At 70.1% G+C, this 22309-nt stretch carries 16 protein-coding genes; 6 read left to right on the forward strand and 10 right to left on the reverse strand.

Features of this window, described 5'->3' with window-relative positions; all coding sequences use genetic code 11:
• Positions 1 to 96: 96 nt before the first annotated feature.
• Entirely contained in the window at positions 97 to 174 is a 78-nt protein-coding gene (locus ACI2LY_RS00795) for a 50S ribosomal protein bL37 (protein WP_370443954.1), read from the reverse strand.
• 219 nt (positions 175 to 393) lie between these two features.
• Between ACI2LY_RS00795 and ACI2LY_RS00800 the strand changes: the two genes are divergently transcribed.
• On the forward strand, positions 394 to 1809 hold the full coding sequence (locus tag ACI2LY_RS00800; RefSeq protein WP_404705191.1) for a glucose-6-phosphate dehydrogenase: 1416 nt from the start codon (positions 394 to 396) through the stop codon (positions 1807 to 1809).
• Positions 1810 to 1853: 44 nt separating this feature from the next.
• Positions 1854 to 2330: a GreA/GreB family elongation factor gene (locus ACI2LY_RS00805; protein WP_389000060.1), complete on the forward strand. Its 477-nt coding sequence runs from the start codon at positions 1854 to 1856 to the stop codon at positions 2328 to 2330.
• Between the two features lie 71 nt (positions 2331 to 2401).
• Here the strand turns inward: ACI2LY_RS00805 and ACI2LY_RS00810 are convergent, their stop codons facing one another.
• Both ACI2LY_RS00810 and ACI2LY_RS00815 read right to left on the reverse strand, forming a co-directional pair.
• Positions 2402 to 2692, reverse strand: a complete 291-nt coding sequence (locus ACI2LY_RS00810) for a hypothetical protein (protein ID WP_404705192.1) — start codon at positions 2690 to 2692, stop codon at positions 2402 to 2404.
• A gap of 19 nt (positions 2693 to 2711) precedes the next feature.
• Positions 2712 to 5345, reverse strand: coding sequence for an ATP-dependent Clp protease ATP-binding subunit (locus ACI2LY_RS00815; protein WP_404705193.1), 2634 nt, complete (start codon positions 5343 to 5345; stop codon positions 2712 to 2714).
• 189 nt (positions 5346 to 5534) lie between these two features.
• Here ACI2LY_RS00815 and ACI2LY_RS00820 point away from each other — a divergent pair, with 189 nt between their 5' ends.
• Positions 5535 to 5978 carry an Hsp20/alpha crystallin family protein gene (locus ACI2LY_RS00820; RefSeq protein WP_389000069.1) on the forward strand — a complete coding sequence of 148 codons (444 nt, stop codon included), beginning with the start codon at positions 5535 to 5537 and terminating at the stop codon, positions 5976 to 5978.
• A 63-nt stretch (positions 5979 to 6041) separates the two neighbouring features.
• On the opposite strand, the gene ACI2LY_RS00825 is transcribed toward ACI2LY_RS00820, so the two are convergent.
• The 4 genes from ACI2LY_RS00825 to ACI2LY_RS00840 all read right to left on the reverse strand — a co-directional run bounded on the left by ACI2LY_RS00825 (position 6042) and on the right by ACI2LY_RS00840 (position 12967).
• Entirely contained in the window at positions 6042 to 8339 is a 2298-nt protein-coding gene (locus ACI2LY_RS00825; RefSeq protein WP_404705194.1) for an FdhF/YdeP family oxidoreductase, read from the reverse strand.
• 166 nt (positions 8340 to 8505) lie between these two features.
• Positions 8506 to 9942, reverse strand: coding sequence for a glutamate decarboxylase (locus ACI2LY_RS00830; RefSeq protein ID WP_404705195.1), 1437 nt, complete (start codon positions 9940 to 9942; stop codon positions 8506 to 8508).
• Positions 9943 to 10056: 114 nt separating this feature from the next.
• Positions 10057 to 11025 carry a Dyp-type peroxidase gene (locus ACI2LY_RS00835; protein ID WP_404705196.1) on the reverse strand — a complete coding sequence of 323 codons (969 nt, stop codon included), beginning with the start codon at positions 11023 to 11025 and terminating at the stop codon, positions 10057 to 10059.
• Between the two features lie 190 nt (positions 11026 to 11215).
• Entirely contained in the window at positions 11216 to 12967 is a 1752-nt protein-coding gene (locus tag ACI2LY_RS00840) for an FUSC family protein (protein ID WP_404705197.1), read from the reverse strand.
• Positions 12968 to 13292: 325 nt separating this feature from the next.
• On the opposite strand from ACI2LY_RS00840, the gene ACI2LY_RS00845 reads away from it, so the two are divergent.
• Positions 13293 to 14228, forward strand: a complete 936-nt coding sequence (locus ACI2LY_RS00845) for a LysR family transcriptional regulator (protein ID WP_393914418.1) — start codon at positions 13293 to 13295, stop codon at positions 14226 to 14228.
• A 51-nt stretch (positions 14229 to 14279) separates the two neighbouring features.
• On the opposite strand, the gene fdhD is transcribed toward ACI2LY_RS00845, so the two are convergent.
• The 3 genes from fdhD to ACI2LY_RS00860 all read right to left on the reverse strand — a co-directional run bounded on the left by fdhD (position 14280) and on the right by ACI2LY_RS00860 (position 19085).
• Positions 14280 to 15116 (reverse strand): formate dehydrogenase accessory sulfurtransferase FdhD, encoded by an 837-nt coding sequence (gene fdhD / locus ACI2LY_RS00850; RefSeq protein ID WP_389000087.1) that lies wholly within the window; start codon positions 15114 to 15116, stop codon positions 14280 to 14282.
• A 170-nt stretch (positions 15117 to 15286) separates the two neighbouring features.
• Positions 15287 to 16465, reverse strand: coding sequence for an MFS transporter (locus ACI2LY_RS00855; RefSeq protein ID WP_404705198.1), 1179 nt, complete (start codon positions 16463 to 16465; stop codon positions 15287 to 15289).
• A 319-nt stretch (positions 16466 to 16784) separates the two neighbouring features.
• Positions 16785 to 19085, reverse strand: a complete 2301-nt coding sequence (locus tag ACI2LY_RS00860) for an FdhF/YdeP family oxidoreductase (protein WP_404705199.1) — start codon at positions 19083 to 19085, stop codon at positions 16785 to 16787.
• A gap of 316 nt (positions 19086 to 19401) precedes the next feature.
• Between ACI2LY_RS00860 and ACI2LY_RS00865 the strand changes: the two genes are divergently transcribed.
• Both ACI2LY_RS00865 and cydB read left to right on the forward strand, forming a co-directional pair.
• The gene (locus tag ACI2LY_RS00865) at positions 19402 to 20967 is read left to right on the forward strand and encodes a cytochrome ubiquinol oxidase subunit I (protein ID WP_404705200.1); all 1566 of its coding nucleotides are present in this window, start codon (positions 19402 to 19404) and stop codon (positions 20965 to 20967) included.
• 23 nt (positions 20968 to 20990) lie between these two features.
• On the forward strand, positions 20991 to 22025 hold the full coding sequence (gene cydB / locus ACI2LY_RS00870; protein ID WP_404705201.1) for a cytochrome d ubiquinol oxidase subunit II: 1035 nt from the start codon (positions 20991 to 20993) through the stop codon (positions 22023 to 22025).
• Positions 22026 to 22309: the final 284 nt, after the last annotated feature.

The raw sequence follows: 22309 nt of genomic DNA on the forward strand, positions 1-22309 counted from the left end.
CTGCCGGTCCGTACGGGGGATTCGGCGCCGGGCGGGGAAAAGGGCCGGGCCCGGTCGCCTCGGGGTGAGGGGACCGGGCCCGGTGCGGCCGTCGTCTCAGGACTGGGGCCGACTGCCGTGGTTGGCGCCGTTCTTGCGGCGGGCCTTCTTCTTGCGGCGTCGCTTCGAGGACATGCGAGCCTCCTTCTGGCGTGGTCGGGCACGTTCTGTGCGGGGACGGATGATCTCCTGCCCCGCGGTCCGGACACCATACATGCCGGTATGCCCCTCGAGCACGGCCGCCGGGGCGCACGCCCCGAGTCGCGCGCCGGGTCCGGGACACGGACGATACGAGAGACCGAGAAAGGGGGCGCCGTCGCGCGCGCCCGCCGCCGGGGTGAGGAGCATCCGCCGATGGCCGGAACCTGGGAAGCCGACGCTCTGGTGATCTTCGGGGTGACCGGGGATCTCGCGCGCAAGATGACGTTCCCCGCGCTGTACAAGCTGGAGGGCCGAGGGCTGCTCGACTGCCCGGTGATCGGGGTCGGCCGCCGGGAGATGAGCGACGAGGAACTCGCCGGGCTGGTGCGTGAGTCGGTGGAGGAGTCGGAGGGGTCGGTCGACACGGCGGCGCTCGAGCGGCTGACCGCACGGCTGACGTATGTGTCCGGCGACCTCAGCGCGCCCGAGACCTATGGGCGGCTGGCCCAGGAGCTGGGGCGGCGCCGTCGCCCGCTGTTCTATCTGGAGACCCCGCCCTCGCTGTTCGCGCCGATCGTGGACCAGCTGGCGGCCGCCCGGCTGCTGGGGCAGGCGCGGGTGGCGCTGGAGAAGCCGTTCGGGCACGACCTAGCCTCGGCCCGCGCGCTGGACCGCAGGCTGACGGCGGTGCTGGACGAGAACCAGATCCTCCGGGTCGACCACTTCCTGGGCAAGGAACCCGTCATCGAGCTGGAGTACCTGCGGTTCGCCAACTCCGCGCTCGCCGAACTGTGGCACCGGGACAGCGTGGTCTCCATCCAGATCACGATGGCCGAGGAGTTCGGCGTCGAGGACCGAGGCGCCTTCTACGACCATGTGGGCGCGCTGCGCGACGTGATCCAGAATCATCTGCTGCTGGTGCTGGCCCTGGTGGCGATGGACCCGCCGGTCGGGCCGAGCGCGACCGATCTGTGGGACAAGCGGATCGAGGTGCTGCGCGCCATGCCCGCCGCCGACGTCCACGAGTACGTGCGCGGCCAGTACCTCGGCTACCAGCAACTGCCGGGCGTGGCACCGGATTCGACCACGGAGACGTACGCGGCGCTGCGGCTGGAGATCAACAACTGGCGGTGGGCCGGGGTGCCGGTGTTCATCCGCGCGGGCAAGCGGCTTCCGGTGCGGGTGACCGAGGTGCGGCTGATCCTGCGCGAACCGCCCCGGCTCGGCTTCCTGCCCGACCCCGGCCAGGTCGCCGGGAACCAGATCGTGCTGCGCATCGACCCCGAGGCCGGGATGCGGCTCCAACTCTCGGCGCTGGACGAGGCGTCGACCTGGCGGCTGGTCCCGCTGGACACCATCTTCGCCCGCGAACTCGGCAAGCCGCTGGCCCCGTACGAGCGGCTGCTGTACGCGGCGCTGACCGGCGACGACAAGTACTTCGCGCCGCAGCGGGCGGTGGAGGAGTGCTGGCGCATCATCCAGCCCCTGCTCACCTATCCCCCGCCGGTCCACCCCTACCCGCCCGGCTCCTGGGGCCCGCCCCAGGCAGACGCCCTGGTGGCGGGCAGCCCGCCCTGGCAGCGCCCCTGGGTACCGGAGGTGCCGCCTGCGCCGGGTTCCCGCCAGTAGGGTGCTTTCTGTCCAGCACATCCCTCTGTAGCACTGGAGCAGGAATGACCGGTGATCCCGAGCCGATCAGCGCCGACGCACGCAAGGCGCTCGAGCAGGAACTGTCCGATCTGCATGAGGAGCGCAAGACGGTCGCCGCGACGCTGAAGGACTCCGACGAGGTCGGTGACCGTGCCGACCAGGCCGACGAGATCCAGCGGGCCGACCAGCTGAACCGGCTGGACGAGCGCATCGACCGGGTCGAGGACCGGCTCCGCCAGGCCGACATCGGGGGCCCGGTGCCCACCGACAAGGTCGGGGTGGGCACGACGGTCACCGTCCGGTTCGCGGACGGCACCACGGACACCCTGCACATCGGTGAGATCGCCGACGCCCGCGACCCGAAGCTCGTCACGTCGGACAGCCCGCTGGGCCGCGCGCTCATGGGCCGCGTCCCCGGCGACTCCGTCAGCTACGACGCCCCGGACGGCGAGGCCACCGCAGTCGTGGTCTCCCTGGGCACGCCCGGCGACAAGGGCTGAGGGCACACGCGAAGAGCCTGGGCGGATCGGACGCGATGTCCGGTCCGCCCAGGCTCTCGTCGGCGGCGGGGTCAGCCGTCGTAGTGGGACGGCGGGAAGGGGTCCTCGTCCTCGCGCTGACGGTGCGTCAGGTCACCCGTCTCCACCTCGCCCCGGTCCACCTGGCGGTCGATCTCGACGTTCTCCTGCTCGTAGACCCGCTCGGGGCTCTCCTGTTCCCGGACCGGCAGGCCCACGTCGCGCCGGTCCTCCTGGGTGCGTTCCTGCAGCTGCGGCTCGTCCGGACGGCGTGGCAGGCCGCGGCCGTGACCGTAGTCCGGGTCGCCCTCGACTTCCTTGTTGGACTTGTGGTGGTGCGCCATGGGGTTCTCCTTGCCGCCGTCAGTCCTTCTTCGCGTCGGCGTCCTTGGTACCGGCGTCCTTCGCGTCGGCGTCCTTGGCGTCGGCCTTCTTCTTGCCGCCGGACGCGGTCTTCTTGGCGGCCGCCTTCTTCCCGGCGTGCTCGTCGCCCTTCTCGGACTTCTCGGACTTCTTGTCGCCCGGGCCCCGCACGGTGACGTGCAGCGAGTCGTCCTTGACGTCGGCGACGATGGTGTCACCGGGCTCGGTCTGGCCGCTGAGCAGCAGCTCGGCGATGCGGTTGTCCAGCTCGGACTGGATCGTGCGCCGCAGCGGCCGCGCGCCGAACTCCGGCTGGTGGCCGTGCGCGATGAGCAGCTTCTTCGCCGCCTCGGTGACCTCCAGGTGCAGCCCCTGCGACTCCACCCGGCGCCGGGTCTGCGCCAGCAGGTGGTCGACGATCTGGGAGAGGTCGTCCTCGGTGAGGCTGTGGAAGATGATGATGTCGTCGATCCGGTTGAGGAACTCCGGCAGGAACCGCCCGCGCAGCTCCTCCAGGAGGTCGTCCTTGATCTCAGACACGTCTCCCTGGTGCGCCAGGATCAGATGGGCGCCGATGTTCGACGTCATGATGATGACGGTGTGCCGGAAGTCGACTGTGCGGCCCTGGCCGTCGGTCAGCCGCCCGTCGTCCAGGATCTGGAGCAGCGTGCTGAAGACATCCGGGTGCGCCTTCTCGATCTCGTCGAAGAGGATCACGCTGTACGGCTGGCGGCGGACCTTCTCGGTGAGCTGCCCGGCCTCCTCGTAGCCGACGTATCCGGGAGGCGCGCCGACCAGGCGGGAGACGGTGTGCTTCTCCTGGAACTCGCTCATGTCGAAGCGGATCATGCGGTCCTCGTCGCCGAACAGCAGCTCGGCGAGGGCCTTGGCGAGTTCCGTCTTGCCGACACCCGTGGGGCCGAGGAAGAGGAACGAGCCCACCGGACGATCGGGGTCGCCCATTCCGGCGCGGTTGCGGCGCACCGCCTGGGAGACGGCGGTGACGGCCTCGTTCTGCCCGACGATGCGGGCGTGCATCTCCTCCTCCAGCTTCAGCAGCCGCTCCTTCTCGCTGGCGGTGAGCTGGGAGACGGGGATGCCGGTACGGCGGGAGACGATGTCCGCGATGTCGTTCGGGGTGACGGTGATGACGCCCTCGCGGCGCTCCTCGATCCCGGCGACCTCGCTCTCGACCTCGGCGATCTTGCCCTTGATGTCGTTCGCCTTCTCGTAGTCCTGGCCCGAGACCGCCTCGTCCAGCTCGCGCTGCAGCTTGGCGATCTTGTCCTCGCGGGCGACGACCTCGGTGGAGCGGGCCGCGCTGCGCAGCCGGACGCGCGCACCGGCCTGGTCCATCAGGTCGATGGCCTTGTCCGGGAGGAAGCGGTCGGTGATGTAGCGGTCGGACAGCCCGGCGCAGGCTTCCAGCGCGGAGTTCTCGAAGCGGACCTGGTGGTGGGCCTCGTAGGCGTCGCGCAGCCCCTCGAGGATCAGCACGGTCTCCGCGACGCTCGGCTCCGGCACCATGACGGGCTGGAAGCGGCGCTCGAGGGCGGCGTCCTTCTCGACGTACTTGCGGTACTCGTCGATGGTGGTCGCGCCGACCACGTGCAGCTCACCGCGGGCGAGGGCGGGCTTGAGGATGTTGCCCGCGTCCATCGAGCCCTCACCGGTGGCACCGGCGCCGACGACGGTGTGCAGTTCGTCGATGAAGAGGATGATCTCGCCCTCGGACGCCTGGACGTCCTCGATGACCTTCTTCAGCCGCTCCTCGAACTGGCCGCGGTACTGGGCACCGGCGACCAGGCCGGACATGTCGAGGGCGACGACCCGCTTGTCCTTCAGGGTCTCGGGGACGTCCCCGATGACGATGCGCTGGGCGAGGCCCTCCACGATGGCGGTCTTGCCGACGCCGGGCTCGCCGATGAGGACCGGGTTGTTCTTGGAGCGGCGGGAGAGGATCTCGACCGTCTGCTCGATCTCGTCGGCGCGTCCGACGACCGGGTCCAGCTTGCCCTGCTTGGCCTCCTCGGTGAGGTCGCGGCCGAACTCGTCCAGGGTGCTGGTGGGTCCGCCGCCGCCCTTGCCCTGGTCCTGCCGCGCGGCCTGCTCGGTGCGCGACGCCAGCTTCCTGCCGTCCATGCCCTCGGCGGTCAGCAGGCGTCCGGCGCCGGAGTCGGCGTCGTCCAGCAGCGCGGCGAGGATGTGCTCCGGGCCGATGTAGGAGTTGCCGGCCGCCTGGGACTGTGCGAAGGCGTCGGCGAGGGTGCGCTTGGCGGCCGGGGTGAGGCCCGGCTCGGCGGACGGGGTGCCGGACTCGGCGGGCAGCACCGCGTCGATCTGGTCCGCGAGCTTGTCGGGGTCGACCCCGGCCTGGGCGAGCAGCCTGCGCGAGGGCTCGACCTTGGTGCAGGCCCACAGGAGCTGCTGGGTGTCCAGGTCGGAGGTGCCGTCCTCCTCGGCCTTCTGCGCGGCCAGGTTGAGCAGTTCCTGCGAGGACTCCGTCAGCAGCCGTCCGATGGGAACTCGCTGTACCGCGGGGGGCGATGACGCCGGTGACATGCCGAAGAACCGGTTCAGCAGGTCGCTGAAAGGGTCGGAGGAACCGAACGGTGAACCGAACGACATCGACATGGCAGCTCCTGGGGCGCGACGGATCAGGTTTTCACTGAACCGCGATGTCCAGGGCCTCGCAACCCGAGGAAGTTAGCTCCCCCAAGGGTTTTCCGGGTTTCCCTCACCCATTTGCCAGGGCCTTGCTGCCGGTGTCGAGCGGGTTGTGCACACTCCTTATATGCACGCGAGAAGCAGAGGAGTCCGGGCATGAGCGAACGTGCGGGCGTTGCGAGGTCGGCCTGGTGGGCCGGACACGATCCCGTGGTGGAGCTCCAGCAGTTGTGGGGCGAGGTCAGCCGCCTGGTGGAGCAGTCCGCGCAGCCCACCGAGCCGACCCGGCACTGGATGCCGCTGGTCGAGGAGGAGGACGCGGGCGACGCCTATCTGGTCCGCGCCGAATTGCCCGGCATTCCGCGGGAGAGCGTGAACATCGAGGTCGACGGCCGTGAACTGCACATTCACGGCGCGCTCGACGAGAACACCGACGGCAAGGCACTGCGCCGCAGGTCGGGGAGTTTCTCCTACGGGGTACGGGTACCCGGTGACGTCAATGTCGAGGCGGTGCAGGCCGATCTCTCCGACGGCGTCCTGACGGTCCGGCTGCCCAAATCCCAGGCGGCCACCCGGCGCACGATCGAGATCGGTTTCTGAGCACTCCGTATATACGAAAGCGGCCGCCTCTCACGGAAAGAGGCGGCCGCTTTCGTATGCCCGTTAAGCGGTGGGCGTCACCACGACGTTGATGTTCTTCATCAGCGGCTGGTCACTCTGCGTGCTGTAGTCGCCGATCGCGCAGAGCACGTTCAGCTCCGGCATGTACCCGGCCGCGCACCCCTGCGGGATGTCATACGGGATGACCTTGTAGCCGTACACGCTGCGCTTGCTGCCGTCCTTGGCGATGCTGGTGATGTCGACCTCGTCGAAGAGCTTCAGCCCGCGCTTGGCCATGTCCTCCTTGTTCATGAAGATCAGCGTGCGCAGGTTCTTGACCCCCCGGTAGCGGTCGTCGTCCGAGTAGATCGTGGTGTTCCACTGGTCGTGGGAGCGCATCGTGCCGAGCTTGAGCATGCCGGTCTCGGGGACGACGTCGGTCAGGCCGGGGCTGGAGAACTCGGCGCGCTCGGAGGGGGTGCGGAAGACGAGTTCGCGGGCGGGCTGCTTGATGCGGAAGCCCAGCGGCAGCCGGACCCGGCGGTTGAAGTCCTCGAAGCCCTCCAGCGCCTTGGCCATGGTGTCGCGGACGCGGTCGTAGTCCTCGACGTACCACTCCCAGGGGGTGGCGCTGTCGGGCAGCGCGGCCCGCGCCATCCCGGCGATGATCGCCGGTTCGGAGAGCAGGTGCTTCGAGGCGGGGCGCTTCATGCCGACCGAGAGGTGGACCATGGACATCGAGTCCTCGACCGAGGTGCCCTGCTCACCGGTGAGCTGCTCGTCCTTCTCGGTGCGGCCGAGGCACGGCAGGATGAGCGCCTGCTTGCCGTGCACCAGGTGGCTGCGGTTGAGCTTGGTGCTGACCTGCACGGTCAGCTCGCACTTGCGCAGCGCGTCGAAGGTGTAGACGCTGTCCGGCGCGGCGAGGGCGAAGTTGCCGCCCATGCCGATAAACACCTTGACGTCGCCGGTGTGCATGGCCTCGATGGTGTTGACGGTGTCCAGGCCGTGCTCGCGGGGCGGGTCGATCTTGCAGACGTCGGCCAGCCGGTCCAGGAACTCCTTGGACGGCCGGTGGTCGATGCCGCAGGTGCGGTTGCCCTGGACGTTGCTGTGCCCGCGCACCGGGGACGGACCGGCGCCCTCGCGGCCCAGATTGCCGCGCAGCAGCAGGACGTTGATGATCTCGCGGACGGTGTCGACGCCGTGTTCGTGCTGGGTGACGCCCAGGCACCAGCTGAAGATGGAACGGTCGGCGTCGCAGTAGATGCGGGCGGCCGCCTCGATCTCGGCCCGGCCGAGCCCGGACTGCAGCTCCAGCTCCTCCCACGGCGTGGCCTCGACGACGGCCCGGTACTCGGCGAAGCCCGAGGTGTGCCGGTCGATGAACTCACTGTCCAGCGCCTTGGGGTTGGTCTCCGACTCGGCGAAGATGGCCTTCGCCATGCCGCGCAGCAGGGCCATGTCGCCGCCGATGCGCGGCTGGAGGTTGAGCGAGCTGGTGGGGGTGGCGCGGTTGAGCGCCATGTCCACGAAGTCGTGCGGGATGATCGTGCGGGTCGCGGCGGCCTCGACCAGCGGGTTGATGTGCACGATCTTCGCGCCGCGCTTGTACGCCTCGGCGAGTGAGGTGAGCATGCGGGGGGCGTTGGAGGCCGCGTTGACGCCGATGATGAACAGGGCGTCGGTCTTCTCCCAGTCCTCCAGGTCGACGGTGCCCTTGCCGGTGCCGAGGGCGGCCTGCATGGCGCGGCCGCTGGCCTCGTGGCACATGTTGGAGCAGTCGGGCAGGTTGTTGGTGCCCAGCTCGCGCGCCATCAGCTGGTAGAGGAAGGTGGCCTCGTTGCCGAGCCGGCCGGAGGTGTAGTACGACGCCTGGTCGGGGCTGTCGAGCCCGCGCAGGGTGCTGCCGACCAGTTCGAAGGCGTCCTGCCAGGAGATCGGGACGTAGGTGTCGGTGTCCGCGTCGTAGCGCATGGGGTGGGTGAGGCGGCCCTGGTCCTCCAGCGCGGCGTCGCTCCAGGTGGCGAGTTCGCTGACGGTGTGGGCGGCGAAGAAGGCGGGGCCGACGCGCTTGTGGGTCATCTCCCACGTGACGTGCTTGATGCCGTTCTCGCAGATGTCGAGCCTGAGACCCTTGAGGTCGTCCGGCCAGGCGCAGCCGGGGCAGTCGAAGCCCTTGCCCTCGTGGTTCATCTTCTGGATGGCCTTGGGGCCTTCGAGGAGTTCGCGCTCGCGTATCAGGAAGCGCGTGACGCTCTTGGCCGCTCCCCAGCCTGCCGCCGGGTGGTGGTAGGGCTGGAACTCCGGGGCCCGCTTCTCGGCGTCTTCGGTGGGTCGTCCCGACGTGTCTTGGCTCATCACAACTCCCTGTGTTCCAGGCCGACTCGCTGCGTGCACATGACGCGAGTGCGGCCCAGCCTAGGACACTTGGGCGTGGCCGTGACCAGGAACGGCGTCGCCCCACGGCGCGCGTGCGGCGTGGGGCGAGGGTCAAGTGCCTGTACAGGGAACCCTTTTGGCGGGGCTACCGTTCCGCGCGGTTCTCCGAGTGGTGGAAGCCGGTCTCGGCCCCCCGGTCCCGGACCATCGGGTGCGGCTGGTCGCGCAGTTCGGGCAGCAGCCGGGCGAGGTCGCGCGCGAACAGGTCGGCGAGGTCCCGGGTGAAGCCGTTGCGGCACACCACCCGCATCACGGCGAGGTCCTGGCGGTCGGGCGGGAAGGTGTACGCGGGCACCAGCCAGCCGGTCTCCCGCATCCGGCGGGAGATGTCGAAGACGTCGTACGACGTGACGTGGTCGGCGGTGGTGAAGGCGAACACCGGCAACTGATCGCCACGGGTGAGCAGCTTGAAGTCGCCCATGTCCTCGACCTTCCGGGCCAGCGACATGGCGACGTCGCGGGTGGCCTGCTGGACCGCGCGGAAGCCTTCGCGGCCCAGACGCAGGAAGGTGTAGTACTGCGCGATGACCTGGGAGCCGGGGCGGGAGAAGTTGAGGGCGAAGGTCGGCATGTCGCCGCCGAGGTAGTTGACCCGGAAGATCAGGTCCTCGGGCAGCGCCGCCTTGTCCCGCCACAGCGCCCAGCCGACGCCGGGGTAGACCAGCCCGTACTTGTGGCCAGAGGTGTTGATCGAGGCCACGCGTGGGAGCCGGAAGTCCCACTGCAGGTCGGGGTCGAGGAACGGGGCGATCATCGCGCCGGACGCACCGTCGACATGGACCGGGATGTCGATGCCGGTGCGTTCCTGGTAGTCGTCGAGGGCGGCGCACAGCTGGGCGATGGGTTCGTAGGAGCCGTCGAAGGTGGAGCCGAGAATGCCGACGACACCGATGGTGTTCTCGTCGCACAGCTCGACCGCCTCGTGCGGGTCGAGATGGAACCGGTCGCCCTTCATGGGGAGTTGGCGTGCCTCCACCTCCCAGTAGTTGCAGAACTTCTCCCAGCAGACCTGGGCGTTGATGCCGAGGACCAGGTTGGGGCGGGCGCTGCCGGGATAGCGGTCGGCGTTGCGCTGGGTCCAGCGGCGCTTCATGGCGAGCCCGCCGAGCATGCACGCCTCGCTGGACCCGGTGGTCGAACAGCCCACGACCTGCGAAGGATCGGGGGCGTTCCACAGGTCGGCGAGCATCGCCACGCAGCGCTGTTCCAGGGCCGCGGTGCGCGGGTACTCGTCCTTGTCGATGATGTTCTTGTCCCGCGACTCCCCCATCAGCCGCCCGGCCTGGGGTTCCATCCAGGTGGTGACGAAGGTGGCGAGGTTGAGCCGGGCGTTGCCGTCGAGCATCAGCTCGTCGTGGACCACCTGGTAGGCGGTGTCGGGGGCCAACGGCCGTTCCGCCAGGCGGTGCTTGGGCGGGTCCTCGGTCATTCCGCTGACCGGGTTCGCCTGCCCGAAGAACGGGTTGACGGCGAGGGCGGGTTCGTCGGGCTGCTGGGAAGTGCCGTGCGAGAGAGGCGACATGAGTGCTTCCTGTTTCCGATCAGCGTCCGCTGGCAGGGGGTGGGGTACGCCGGAACGAACGGACGGCACCGGCCCTGAGAGAGGGCCGGTGCCGTCCGTTCAGGCGTGCTGGAGCTATGAGGCGTCGAGGGCTATGTCCCGCTCGGCCGCCTTCTCGGGGGCCGCCGGGAGCTCGTCGAGGAAGGCGATGGTGGGGACGTGGAAGAGGCAGCCGGTGACCGCGGTCGAGTAGTTCAGGATCTGGTCGTGCTGGCCGGGGTGACGGCCGAGGAACATGTTCCGGAGCATCTGCTCGGTGACGTCGGGGGTACGGGCGTAGCCGATGAAGTAGGTGCCGTACTCGTCGTCGCCGATGGTGCCGAACGGCATGTTCTCGCGGACGATCTTCAGCTCACGGCCGTCCTTGCCCTCGATCGTGTTGAGCATGACGTGGGAGTCCGGGGCCTTCACGTCGTCCGGGAACTCGATGTTGGCGAGCTTGGACCGGCCGATGGCGCGCTCCTGCTCCTCCGTCGTCAGGGCGTGCCAGGCGTCCATGTCGTGCAGGTACTTCTGCACGATGACGTAGCTGCCGCCCTCGAAGTCCGGGTCCTCGTCGCCGACGTACACGGAGTCGGTGGCGCGCTCCCCCTCGGGGTTGGCGCTGCCGTCCACGAAGCCGAGCAGGTCGCGGTCGTCGAAGAACTTGAAGCCGTGCACCTCGTCCACGACCGTGGCGGCGCCCTTGAGCCGCTGCGCGAACTGCCGGGCCAGCTCGAACACGATGTCCATGCGGCGGCCGCGGACATGGAAGAGGAGGTCGCCGGGGGTGCCGGGGGCCTTGTGGCGCTCGCCGTCCAGCTCGACGAAGGGGTGCAGTCCGGCGGGGCGCGGCCCGGTGAAGAGGCGGTCCCAGGCCGCGGAGCCTATGCCGACGACGCAGCTCAACTGGGCGTCGGGATCGCGGTATCCAGTGGAGCGGCGCAGCGACTGCACATCCTCCAGCAAGCCTCGTACGGTGTCCTCGCCGCCTTTGTCGATGGTGACCACGAGGAATACCGCCGCCCGGGCCGGAGGAGCGACGACGGGCTGTGTCTCGGTCATGGAAACCTGCTTTCTGATCAGCTTGCACGCGAGACGAACATAGACGCTCCGGGCGGCTGGTCGTGCGGATTCGCAGCGACGGCGCGGCCCGTCGTCCCGGGCCGCGCCGAATCGCGCGAATTCGCCGCACGCCATATTGGGCCGGTGCGGCGCAGACAGGTTTATGGAAGTAAAGCTGAGCCTTTGCGGCTCACGATGGTCGAGCCGCTCCGGGGCGTCTGCGGCCCCGGCCGCGTCTGGCGCGGTCGTCGGCCAGGACGGCGCGGCTGAGTCGGCCCAGCAGGTCGTAGGCGCGGTGCTCGGCGGCGGCGATGGCGGCGGGGTCGACGCCGGTCGGCTTCAGTTCGCCGCTGGCGGCCTCCTTGGCCTCGTACAGCTCGACGGCGGCCGCGGCCAGCTGCACCTGGGCCATCCGGCGCCGGGCGGCGGTGCTGTGCAGGGCGTGGTCGGCCTGGTCGGAGACGACCGTGCACAGGTGCAGCGCCTCCCGCATCCGGACGGCGGCGCGGCCGTGCACCAGGAGGAGGGCGCAGATCAGGCCGACGCTGATGCCGATGCCGCTGCCGATGACGCGGTCGTGCAGCAGCCGTGAGGCGGAGACGGGCGAGGAGAGTTCGCTGAGCAGCAGGGCGAGCGGGGTGAGGAAGATGACGCCGAGGCCGTAGTTGCGGGCGACGACGTACTCCAGGAAGAACTCGAAGACGATGATCAGGCAGATGATCGCCACCGGGCCGGGGTGCAGGACGAGGACGGCGCTGGTCAGCAGCAGGCCGATGGCGGTGCCGAGGGTGCGCTGCACGGCCCGCTGCATGGTGCTCCACACGTTGATCGAGTGCAGCACGGCGGCGGCGGAGATCGCGGCCCAGTAGCTGTGGCCGACGCCGAGGAAGAGGGCGATTCCGCCCGCGGCGGCGGTGCCGACGAAGGTGCGTACGGCGGTCGGCAGCAGGGCGGTCGCCCGGCGGCGGCGCCGTCCGCGCGGTCTCGCCGGTCGGCCGTCGCCGGGTGCGGCCGGGGGGAGGGGCGTCGGCGGCCGGGTATCGGGCGGGGCGGTGGCGGGGCGGCCGGGCGCGCTGTCGCCGGTGTGGGACTCCAGCAGTTCCTCGGGCAGCGGCAGCAGGGTGTGCCAGCGGCGGTCGGAGAGCATCCGCGCCTGCTCGCGCAGGTGCCGGGCGACGACCTCGCCCTCGGCGTCGCGCCAGGCGTCGGTGGTCAGCAGGGCCCAGACGTAGTCGGCGGAGTAGCCGGTGGCGGCGGGGCGGCCGGAGGGGCGCCGGGTGAGGCCGAGGAGGCCGTCGCTGTCGTCGGGGTCGTTCAGGGCGTGGTAGGCGCGCAGGGCGGCCACGATGGCCTGGTGGCGGGCCTTGGAGGTCTCGATCGGCCCGGCGGCCTCCAGGGCGCGGGCGAAGCACTCCAGCGCGTCCGCCAGCGCGAGCCGCTGGAGCCGCTGCGGCTGGAGGGAGTTGGGCAGGCACACCAGCCAGGCGATGGCCGCGCCGAGCGCGGTGAGCGCGGTGTGCGGCAGTACGTCGGTGAGGGCGGGCGTGCCCTCGGCGGTGATGGCGAAGGCGACCAGGATCAGTACGGCGCCCAGGCCGCGCAGCCCGGCGTAGTCACAGCCGAACTTGGCGAGTCCGGCGACCGCGGCCATGCCCACCACGGCGGCGAGGCCCTGGTTCCAGGGGCCGGAGGGGCCCACCCAGACGGCGAGCAGCGAGCCGAGTCCGACGGCGGCCGTCATCGCCAGGGCGACCAGCGCGAGCACCCGGAGCCGACTGCGGCGGCGCAGCGGCAGGCTGCGCTCGAAGGTGATGGTGAAGGCGCCGAGGGCGGGGAAGACGGCGAGGTTCGGGTGGCCGAGCAGCACCAGCGGCAGGGTGGGCAGTGCCATGGTGAGCGCGGCCCGCAGCGCGAAAGGGAGCGCTCCGCTGACCTTGGCCATGGCGAATGAGCCACGTGGCGAGAGAACACGGGCCAGTCCAGCGATGAGCTGAGAAGTATTGCCGCGGGTCATAGATTACTAACTCTAGCAAATCGGGGAGGGCTCAGCGCCCTCGCGCATTACACTCGGTCAATTGCCGAAGAATCCCGAAGGGAAGTCCGGCATTGTGTGAATTCGCATACGGTCTTCACACCGCGCTTCACATCGCGGAAGGGGCTCGCGGCCCGTCTGTGCCCGGCCCGGCGGCCGTCCGCGCGGTCCGCCGGTGGTGGTCCGGCCGCTGCGCCGATTGGCTTTTCGGTCAGCTGTCGGGTACACCCATGAGGTGCTGTTTCGCCAACTCGAATACCTCGTCGCTCTCTCGAGGGAGCACCATTTCGCCCGCGCCGCCCAGGCGTGCTCCGTCTCCCAGCCCGCGCTCTCCGAGGCGATCCGGAAGCTGGAGGACGAGCTTGACGTGCCGTTGGTCCGCCGCGGCCGCAAGTACGAGGGGCTCACCCCGGAGGGCGAGCGCATCGTCGTGTGGGCGCAGCGGATTCTCGCGGACCGTGACGCGCTGCGGGACGAGGTCGGTGCCCTGCGCTGCGGGCTCAGCGGCCGGATGCGGATCGGCTCGGTGCCGACCGCGTCCGCGGCCGTCTCGCTGCTGACCGGTCCGTTCTGCACGGAGCATCCGCTGGTCACCGTGGAAGTGATAGCGGACCTCCAGTCGGAGGACATTCTCCGCCAGCTCCAGCATTTCGAGATCGACGCCGGAATCACGTATCTCCCTGAGGAACTTTCGGGGCATTTCCACGCCATTCCGCTGTATGAGGAACGTTATGTACTGCTGATCACCGCGGCCGACGGTCTGGCGCATCAGTCGACGGCGACCTGGGCGGAGGCCGCCCGGCTCCCGCTGTGTCTGCTGAACGAGTCGATGCAGGGCCGCCGGGTGCTGGACGACGTGTTCGCCAAAGCCGGGGCGAAGCCGACGCCCCGGGTGGAGACCGACTCCGTCGCCGCGCTGTTCGCGCATGTCAGGACCGGCCGGTGGGCGAGCGTCGTCCCGCACGCCTGGCTGCACGTCTTCGGGGTGCCGCACGGCATGCGGGCCGTGCCGCTGGTGGAGCCGGACTGGACGGTGCCGGTGGGTCTGGTGACGACGTCCCAGCAGCCGGGGTCGGTGATGGCCCGCGCGCTGGCCGAGGTCGCCAGGGAGACGGACGTGGCGGGCGCCCTGGAGCGCCTCCCCGGCGGTCCCGCACTGCCGCTGGCCTAGCACCGGCTGTGGCCGCGCCCGGTAAGGCGCGGCCACTGATGACGGGTGTCGTCAGGCGACGGGCTGGGGTTCCAGGCGTTCGGCGCCGGTGTAGACGTTCATCGAGTCGCCGCGCAGGAAGCCGACCAGGGTCAGGCCGCTCTCGGCGGCGAGGTCGGCGGCGAGCGAGGACGGGGCGGAGACGGCGGCGAGCATCGGGATGCCCGCCATGACCGCCTTCTGCACCAGCTCGAACGAGGCGCGGCCGCTGACCATCAGGACACAGCCGCGCAGCGGGAGCAGCCCGGAGCGCAGGGCGTGTCCGACGACCTTGTCGACGGCGTTGTGGCGGCCCACGTCCTCGCGCAGGCACAGCAGTTCGCCGTCCGAGGAGAAGAGTCCGGCCGCGTGCAGGCCGCCGGTGCTGTCGAACACCTTCTGCGCGGCGCGCAGCTTCTCGGGCAGGGTCGCCAGCATCTCCGGGCTCATCCGCAGCTCGTCCTCGGCGACGGACCAGGCGGCGACCGTGCGTACCGCGTCCAGGCTGGCCTTGCCGCACAGGCCGCAGGAGGACGTGGTGTAGAAGTTGCGCTCCAGGGAGGCGTCGGGGGCCTCGACTCCGGGGCCGAGGACGACGTCGACCACGTTGTAGGTGTTGGAGCCGTCGTCCGTGGCGCCCAGGCAGTAGCGGATGCCCGCGACGTCCGTCTCGGCGTGCGCGACGCCCTCGCTGACCAGGAATCCGGCGGCGAGGTCGAAGTCGTCGCCGGGGGTGCGCATGGTCACCGTCAGGGGGCGGCCGCCGACCCGGATCTCCATCGGCTCCTCGGCGGCCAGGGTGTCCGGGCGGTGCGAGGACGCGCCGTCGCGGATGCGGAGCACTCGACGCCGCACGGTCACTCGTCCCATGGTCTTGTTTCCTCTCCTCGGGCTCCGCCGGGGCGGTGTGGTCGCCACGGGAGCCAATGTGTGCCTGGTGGTGTGGGGTCGGCGGGCCGGGCCGTGCCGGGGGCCGCCGGGGTCGGGTGGATCGGGTCGGCGGCGGGTCTGCGGTTCGCGCAGCCGCCGCTTCCCGCGGGTCAGGGAAGGTGCCGGCGGCTGTGCCAGGCCGTGATCATCAGGCACAGTAGGCCGATGGCGGCCAGACCCGTCAGCAAGGCGGGGTAGGGGGCGGCTCCTGCGGTGACGGCAAGCAGCAGTGGTGTGAGAAATCCACTGTAGGTGACACCGTGGTAGAGGGAGAGCGCGGAAGGACTGGCGCGTGGCCTGGTCAGCCGTTCGATCTCGCGGAGTCCGGAGGCGAGGGTGAGCCCGTATCCGGCGCCCAGGAGGACGGCGGCGAGCAGGGCCAGGCCCATGGAGCCGTGGTGGACGGCGAGGGCGCTGAGCAGCAGGCCGCAGATGACCGTCGCCATGGCGGTGAGGGTGGCGCGGGCGCTGTGGGCGTGGTCGAGGTGTGCGGCCAGCGGCTGGACGGCGAGGCCCGTGAGCAGCGTCAGGGCGGTGACCAGTCCGCTGAACAGCGGTGCGTAGCCGGAGGTCCGTTCGGCCACCAGCGGGGGCAGCACGACATAGGCGACGGTGGAGGCGGCGAAGACGGCCGGGCCCGCCGGGAGCACCACGCGGACGAAGCGGGGGTGGGTGACGGCGGGCGGCCAGGGGCCGTCCGGGTCGTCCCGTGCCGGGGGCGGCGCGGTCTCCGGTGTGCGGCGCAGCGCGACGAGGACGCCGAGGGCGAGCAGGCAGTGCAGGAGGCAGGGCAGCAGCAGGGGGTGCGGCAGCCACTGGGCGAGGACGCCCGCGGTGAGGGCGCCTGCGGCGAAGCCGGAGCCGGTGGCCCAGGTGACGCGCCGGGCGGCCTTGGCGGGGCCGTCGGCGGCGGACAGTTCGCGCAGCCAGGCGCTGCCCACCGAGAGGATGAGTCCGGCCGCGACGCCGGTGGCGAACCGGCTGGCGTAGACGGCGGGGCGGACGAAGGCGGCCGCGGCCAGCAGCGCGCTGGCGGCGGCCGAGAGGAGCAGCGCGGGCCGCACCACGCGGCGCCGCCCGTGGCGTCCGGCGACCGTGGCGCCGGTGAGGAGCGCGGGCAGGAAACCGGCCAGGTAGGTCGTGAACATCAGGGCGACCTGGAGGGAGGGCCAGTGCTCGCGGGTGCGGTACACCGAGGAGAGCGGGGTGAACTGGTTCGCGCCCCATCCTGCGGCGAACACCGCGCCGGCGGCCGGGAGCCAGCCGTGCGCGGTGCGGGAAGCTGACATGCCGTGAAGTGCCTTTCTGTACGCGTGGATCACGCGAATGGGCATCGTGCGGACGAGGTCTGCTGGGGGGTGCCGGTCCGTCGCCCAGGACCGGCGGGGTGACGGCGTGCCGGTCGCGGGCGGGGGCGGAAGGGGCCGCCGGGCCGGGCCGGGGGTCTGCCGGTGCCGGGGCGGCGCGGTCGTACGCCGGGGCCCGCGGGGGTGGTGCGGGTGCCGGTGGCAGCCGCGGACGGCCCGGTCCCGCCGGTGCGGCGGGTACCGGGCCGTCCGCGGCTCACATCCCCTCCCGGACCGTCGGGAGGGGAGGTCATGGGCCGGATCAGCCGACGAGGCCGGGGGCCGGGACACGGGACGGCTCCAGCCGGATCAGCACGCCCTTGGAGGTGGGGCAGTTGCTGATGTCGGCGACGCTGTCCAGCGGGACCAGCACGTTGGTCTCCGGGTAGTACGCGGCGGCGGAGCCGGGGCTCGTCGGGTAGGCGACGACCTTGAAGCTCTCGGCGCGGCGCTCCTTGTCGGTCCACACGCTGACCAGGTCGACCATGTCGCCGTCCCGGAAGCCGAACTGCTCCAGGTCGGCCGGGTTGACCATGACGACGCGGCGGGCGTTGTGGATGCCCCGGTAGCGGTCGTTGGGCGCGTACCAGATGGTGTTCCACTGGTCGTGCGAGCGGAACGTCTGGAGCAGCAGGTGACCGGCGGGCACGTGCGGCATCTCGAACTTGCTGGCCCAGAACTCGGCCTTGCCGCTGGGGGTCGGGAACGTGTCGCTGTTCACCGGGCTCGGCAGGTTGAACCCTCCGGGCTGGCGGACGCGCTCGTTGTAGTTCTCGAAGCCGGGCACGACGCGGGAGACCCGGTCACGGATCTTGTCGTTGTCGGCCTCGAAGCTCTTCCACGGGATGCCGTACTTGTCGCCGAGGGTGGCGACCGCCAGGCGGCTGATGATGGCGACCTCGCTGAGCAGGTGCTTGGAGGCCGGGGGCAGCTTGCCGTGCGAGCGGTGGACGTCGCTCATCGAGTCCTCGACGGTGATCCACTGCTCGACGCCGTTCTGCATGTCCCGGTCGCTGCGGCCCAGGGTGGGCAGGATCAGCGCGGTGTCGCCGCAGACGGTGTGCGAGCGGTTGAGCTTGGTCGAGATGTGCGCGGTCAGGCTGCAGTTGCGCATGGCCTGCTCGGTGTACTCGCTGTCCGGGGTGGCCCGGACGAAGTTGCCCGCCACGCCGAGGAAGAACTTGGCCTTGCCCTCGTGCATGGCCCGGATGCCCTGTACGGCGTCGTAGCCGTGGTGGCGGGGCGGCTCGAAGCCGAACTCGCGGCCCAGCGCGTCCAGGAACTCGTCGGACATCTGCTCCCAGACGCCCATGGTGCGGTCGCCCTGCACGTTGGAGTGGCCGCGGACGGGGCAGACACCGGCGCCGGGCTTGCCGAGGTTGCCGCGCAGCATCAGGAAGTTGACGATCTCGCGGATGGTGGCGACACCGTGCTTCTGCTGGGTCACGCCCATCGCCCAGCAGACGATGGCGCTCTTGCTCTTCATGACCCGCTCGTGGATCTCCTTGATCTCGTCCATGGTCATGCCCGTGGCGAGGAGGATGTCGTCCCAGGAGATCTTGCGGACGCTCTCGGTGAACTCGAGGAAACCGCGGGAGTTCTTCTGGATCCAGGCGTGGTCGAGCACGGTGCCGGGCGCGGCGTCCTCGGCGTCCAGCAGCAGCTTGTTGAGGCCCTGGAAGAGAGCCATGTCGCCACCGGCGCGGATGTGCGCGAACTGGTCGGCGATCTGGGTGCCGTTGCCGATGACACCGCGCGCCTTCTGCGGGTGCTTGAACCGCATCAGACCGGCCTCGGGGAGGGTGTTGACCGCGACGACCTCACCGCCGTTGCGCTTGGTCTCCTCCAGCGCGGCGAGCATGCGCGGGTGGTTGGTGCCGGGGTTCTGGCCGACCAGGAAGATCAGGTCGGAGTGGTGGATGTCGTCCAGCGAGACGCTGCCCTTGCCGATGCCGAGCGCGGCGCCCAGGCCCCAGCCGGTGGACTCGTGGCACATGTTGGAGCAGTCGGGGAGGTTGTTGGTGCCGAACGCGCGGGAGAACAGCTGGAGGAGGAAGGCGGCCTCGTTGTTCAGGCGGCCCGAGACGTAGAACATTGCCTCGTCGGGGGAGGTCAGCTGCTTCAGCTCCCGGGCGAGGACCTCGAAGGCCCGCTCCCAGCTGATGGGCTCGTAGTGGGTGGCGCCGGGCCACTTCACCATGGGCTCGGTGAGCCGGCCCTGCTGGTTGAGCCAGTAGTCGGACTTCGAGTCCAGCTCGGCGATCGAGTACTGCTGGAAGAAGTCACGGGTGACGCGGCGCGAGGTGGCCTCGTCGTTGATGTGCTTGGCGCCGTTCTCGCAGTACTCGTTGAAGTGCCGCTTCTTGTCCTCGGGCCAGGCACAGCCGGGACAGTCGATGCCGTCGATCTGATTGATGTTCAGCAGCGTGAGCATGGTGCGCCGCGGGGACGTCTGGCTGAGGGAGTACTCCAGCGCGTGCGTCACGGCCGGGACACCCGTCGCCCACGTCTTGGGAGGCGTGACCGCCAGTTCGTCGATCGGGTCCTCGATGCTGCTGCTCATGGTGTGTCTGCCTCTTTCGTGAATACGAATCCCGCCGAACGGTATTTTCTTTGATTCCGCGAAGGAAAGTCAAAGAGGCCGCATCGATCATGCGATAGGTATCGCTTATCTTCCGGTTCCGCTCGCCAGGGGAAGCATCGCACATTTCCCATCGGGCCGGTGACCAGGCATGATGTGGGCGAGACGGGCAGCTCTCGGAGCGAGGATAACTACCGCCTATTACCCGATCGACCGCCCCTCTTTGACTCGGCCGGGAAATTGCCCGACGCTGGCCGACGAACAGCAAGCGAGAATTCACATTCAGGAGACACCTGCCGTGTATCTGGCATTGGCCCCGGACACCATCGCGCGATGGCAGTTCGGGATGACCACCGTCTACCACTACCTGTTCGTGCCCCTCACCATCAGCCTGGTGGCGATCACGGCGGGACTGGAGACGGCGTACGTACGCACGGGTAAGACGAAGTACTTCCACGCCACCAAGTTCTGGGGCAAGCTCTTCCTGATCAACATCGCCATGGGTGTCGTCACCGGGCTGGTGCAGGAGTTCCAGTTCGGCATGAACTGGTCCGCCTACTCCCGCTTCGTGGGCGACGTCTTCGGCGCACCGCTCGCCCTGGAGGCCCTGCTGGCCTTCTTCTTCGAGTCCATCTTCATCGGGCTCTGGATCTTCGGCTGGGACAAGCTGCCCAAGAAGATCCACTGCGCGTGCATCTGGATGGTCTCGCTCGGCACCATCCTGTCGACGTACTTCATCCTCGCCGCCAACTCCTTCATGCAGAACCCGGTGGGCTTCAGCCTGGACAAGGCGGCCGGGAAGGCGCATCTGACCGACATCGGCGCGGTGCTCTTCCAGAAGCTCAACCTGGTGGTGGTCGCCCACACCCTGACCGCCGCGTTCCTGACCGGCGCCGCCTTCGTCATCGGCATCTCCGCCATCCACCTCTGGCGCGCCGCCCGCCTCCAGCGCCGCGGCAGGCCGACCGACCTCAAGCAGGTCGCGGCCATGCGCACCTCGCTGCGGCTCGGCCTGGTGCTGGCCGTGGTCTTCGGCCTGGGCACCGCGATCAGCGGTGACAAGCTCGGCGAGGTGATGTTCGAGCAGCAGCCGATGAAGATGGCCGCCGCCGAGGCGCTGTGGGACAAGGAGGCACCGGCCCCCTTCTCCGCCTTCTCCGTGCCGGACGTCGCCCACCAGCGCAACAGCGTCGACATCCAGGTCCCCGGCCTGCTCTCGTTCCTCGCGCACAAGGACTTCCACTCGGCGGTCCCCGGTATCAACGACACGGCCAAGGCCGAGGCGGCCAAGTACGGCGGCTCACCGGCCGAGTACATCCCGAACGTCCCCATGACGTACTGGGGTTTCCGGGCGATGATCCTGTTCGGGATGACCTCCTTCTCCCTCGGCGCGGCCGGACTCTGGCTGACGCGGCGGAAGTTCTGGGTCGCCCCCGAGCACCGCACCGGCTCCTTCGACGTGCCGAAGCTGATGCTCACCAAGAAGCGCGAACTCGGTGCGATGGCGAGCGGGCTGGCCTGGCGGGCGGGCATCCTCACCATGGCCTTCCCAGTGATCGCCAACTCCTTCGGCTGGATCTTCACCGCGATGGGCCGTCAGCCCTGGGCCGTCACCGGCCTGCTGCGCACCGTCGACGCGGTCTCCCCGAACGTCTCGCTCACCGAGCAGCTGATCACCCTGATCGGCTTCAGCCTGCTGTACATCGCGCTCGCCGTGGTCGAACTGAAGCTGCTGGTGAAGTACGCGGGCGGCGGGCCGGTCACCTCCGAGCGGCCACCGCTCAGGGACATCAAGCTCGGCGGCGGGTCGACGCTCGAAGGCGCCCCCGCGGACGCCGACAAGCCGCTCGCCTTCGCCTACTGATCAGTTAGAGAGAGTCCGGAACCGTGCATCTCCATGACCTCTGGTTCTTCGTCATAGCCCTGCTGTGGGTCGGGTACTTCTTCCTCGAGGGCTTCGACTTCGGCGTGGGCATCCTGACCCGCGTGCTCGCCCGCGGCGAGACCGAGCGCCGCGTCCTGCTCAACACCATCGGCCCCGTCTGGGACGGCAACGAGGTCTGGCTGGTCACCGCGGCCGGCGCGACCTTCGCCGCCTTCCCCGACTGGTACGCCACGATGTTCAGCGGCTTCTACCTGCCGATGTTCGTCATCCTGGTCTGCCTGATCCTGCGTGGCGTGGCCTTCGAGTACCGGCACAAGCGCGACGGTGAGCGCTGGAAGCGCAACTGGGAGGCGATCGTCTTCGTCACCTCGCTGGTGCTGGCCTTCCTGTGGGGCGTGCTGTTCGCCGCCATGGTCCACGGGCTGCCGATCGGCGCCGACCACGAGTACCACGGCGGCCTCGCCGAACTGGTCCAGCCGTACGCGCTGCTGGGCGGTGTGACCACGACCGTGCTGTTCACCTTCCACGGCGCGGTGTTCGCCTCGCTGAAGACGGTGGGCAGCATCCGGCACCGGGCGCGGCATCTGGCCCAGAACGCCGGTGTGCTGACCGTCCTGCTGCTGCTCGCCTTCCTGACCTGGACCCAGGTCGACACCGGCAATGTGCGCAGCCTGATCGCGGAGGCGGTCGCCGTCCTCGCGGTGCTGGTGTCGCTGGGCTTCAACTTCGGCGCCCGCGAGGGCCGGGCGTTCATCGCCTCCGGGCTCAGTGTGGTGGCGTCCACCGCGATGCTCTTCCTCGCGCTGTTCCCCCAGGTGATGCCGTCCAGCCTGAACGCGGCCTGGAGCCTGACCGCGACCAACGCTGCCGCGGGCTCGTACACGCTGGGGATCATCACCTGGGTCGCCGGGTTCGCCACCCCGCTGATCCTGCTGTACCAGGGCTGGACCTACTGGGTGTTCCGCAAGCGGATCGGCGTCCAGCACATCCCCGTCAGCGCGCACGCCCACGCACCGGTCCACCGCGTCGCGCCGTGAACACCCGACGCGCCATGACGTGCCGCGCCCTGCGCCGCCTCTCCCGTGCCCGCGCCGAGCGCGCGGGCCGGGGGGAGGCGGCCGACGGCGTGGCGATGACCGGGGGCCGGGCCGCCGACCGAGATGATCATCGGAGTGTGTCCCGGCCGCGTCGGCGTCGCGGACGCGTCGCGCTCCGGCCGCGTCTGGTCGAGCCCGGCGGCGTCCCCGGCGCCGGGCGGGCGGTCCGCGGCGGCCCGTGGCGCGACGAGAGCGAGGGCCCGGTGCTCCAGGTCCCGGTCCGG

Source organism: Streptomyces sp. NPDC002176 (assembly GCF_044903645.1).
GTDB lineage: Bacteria > Actinomycetota > Actinomycetes > Streptomycetales > Streptomycetaceae > Streptomyces.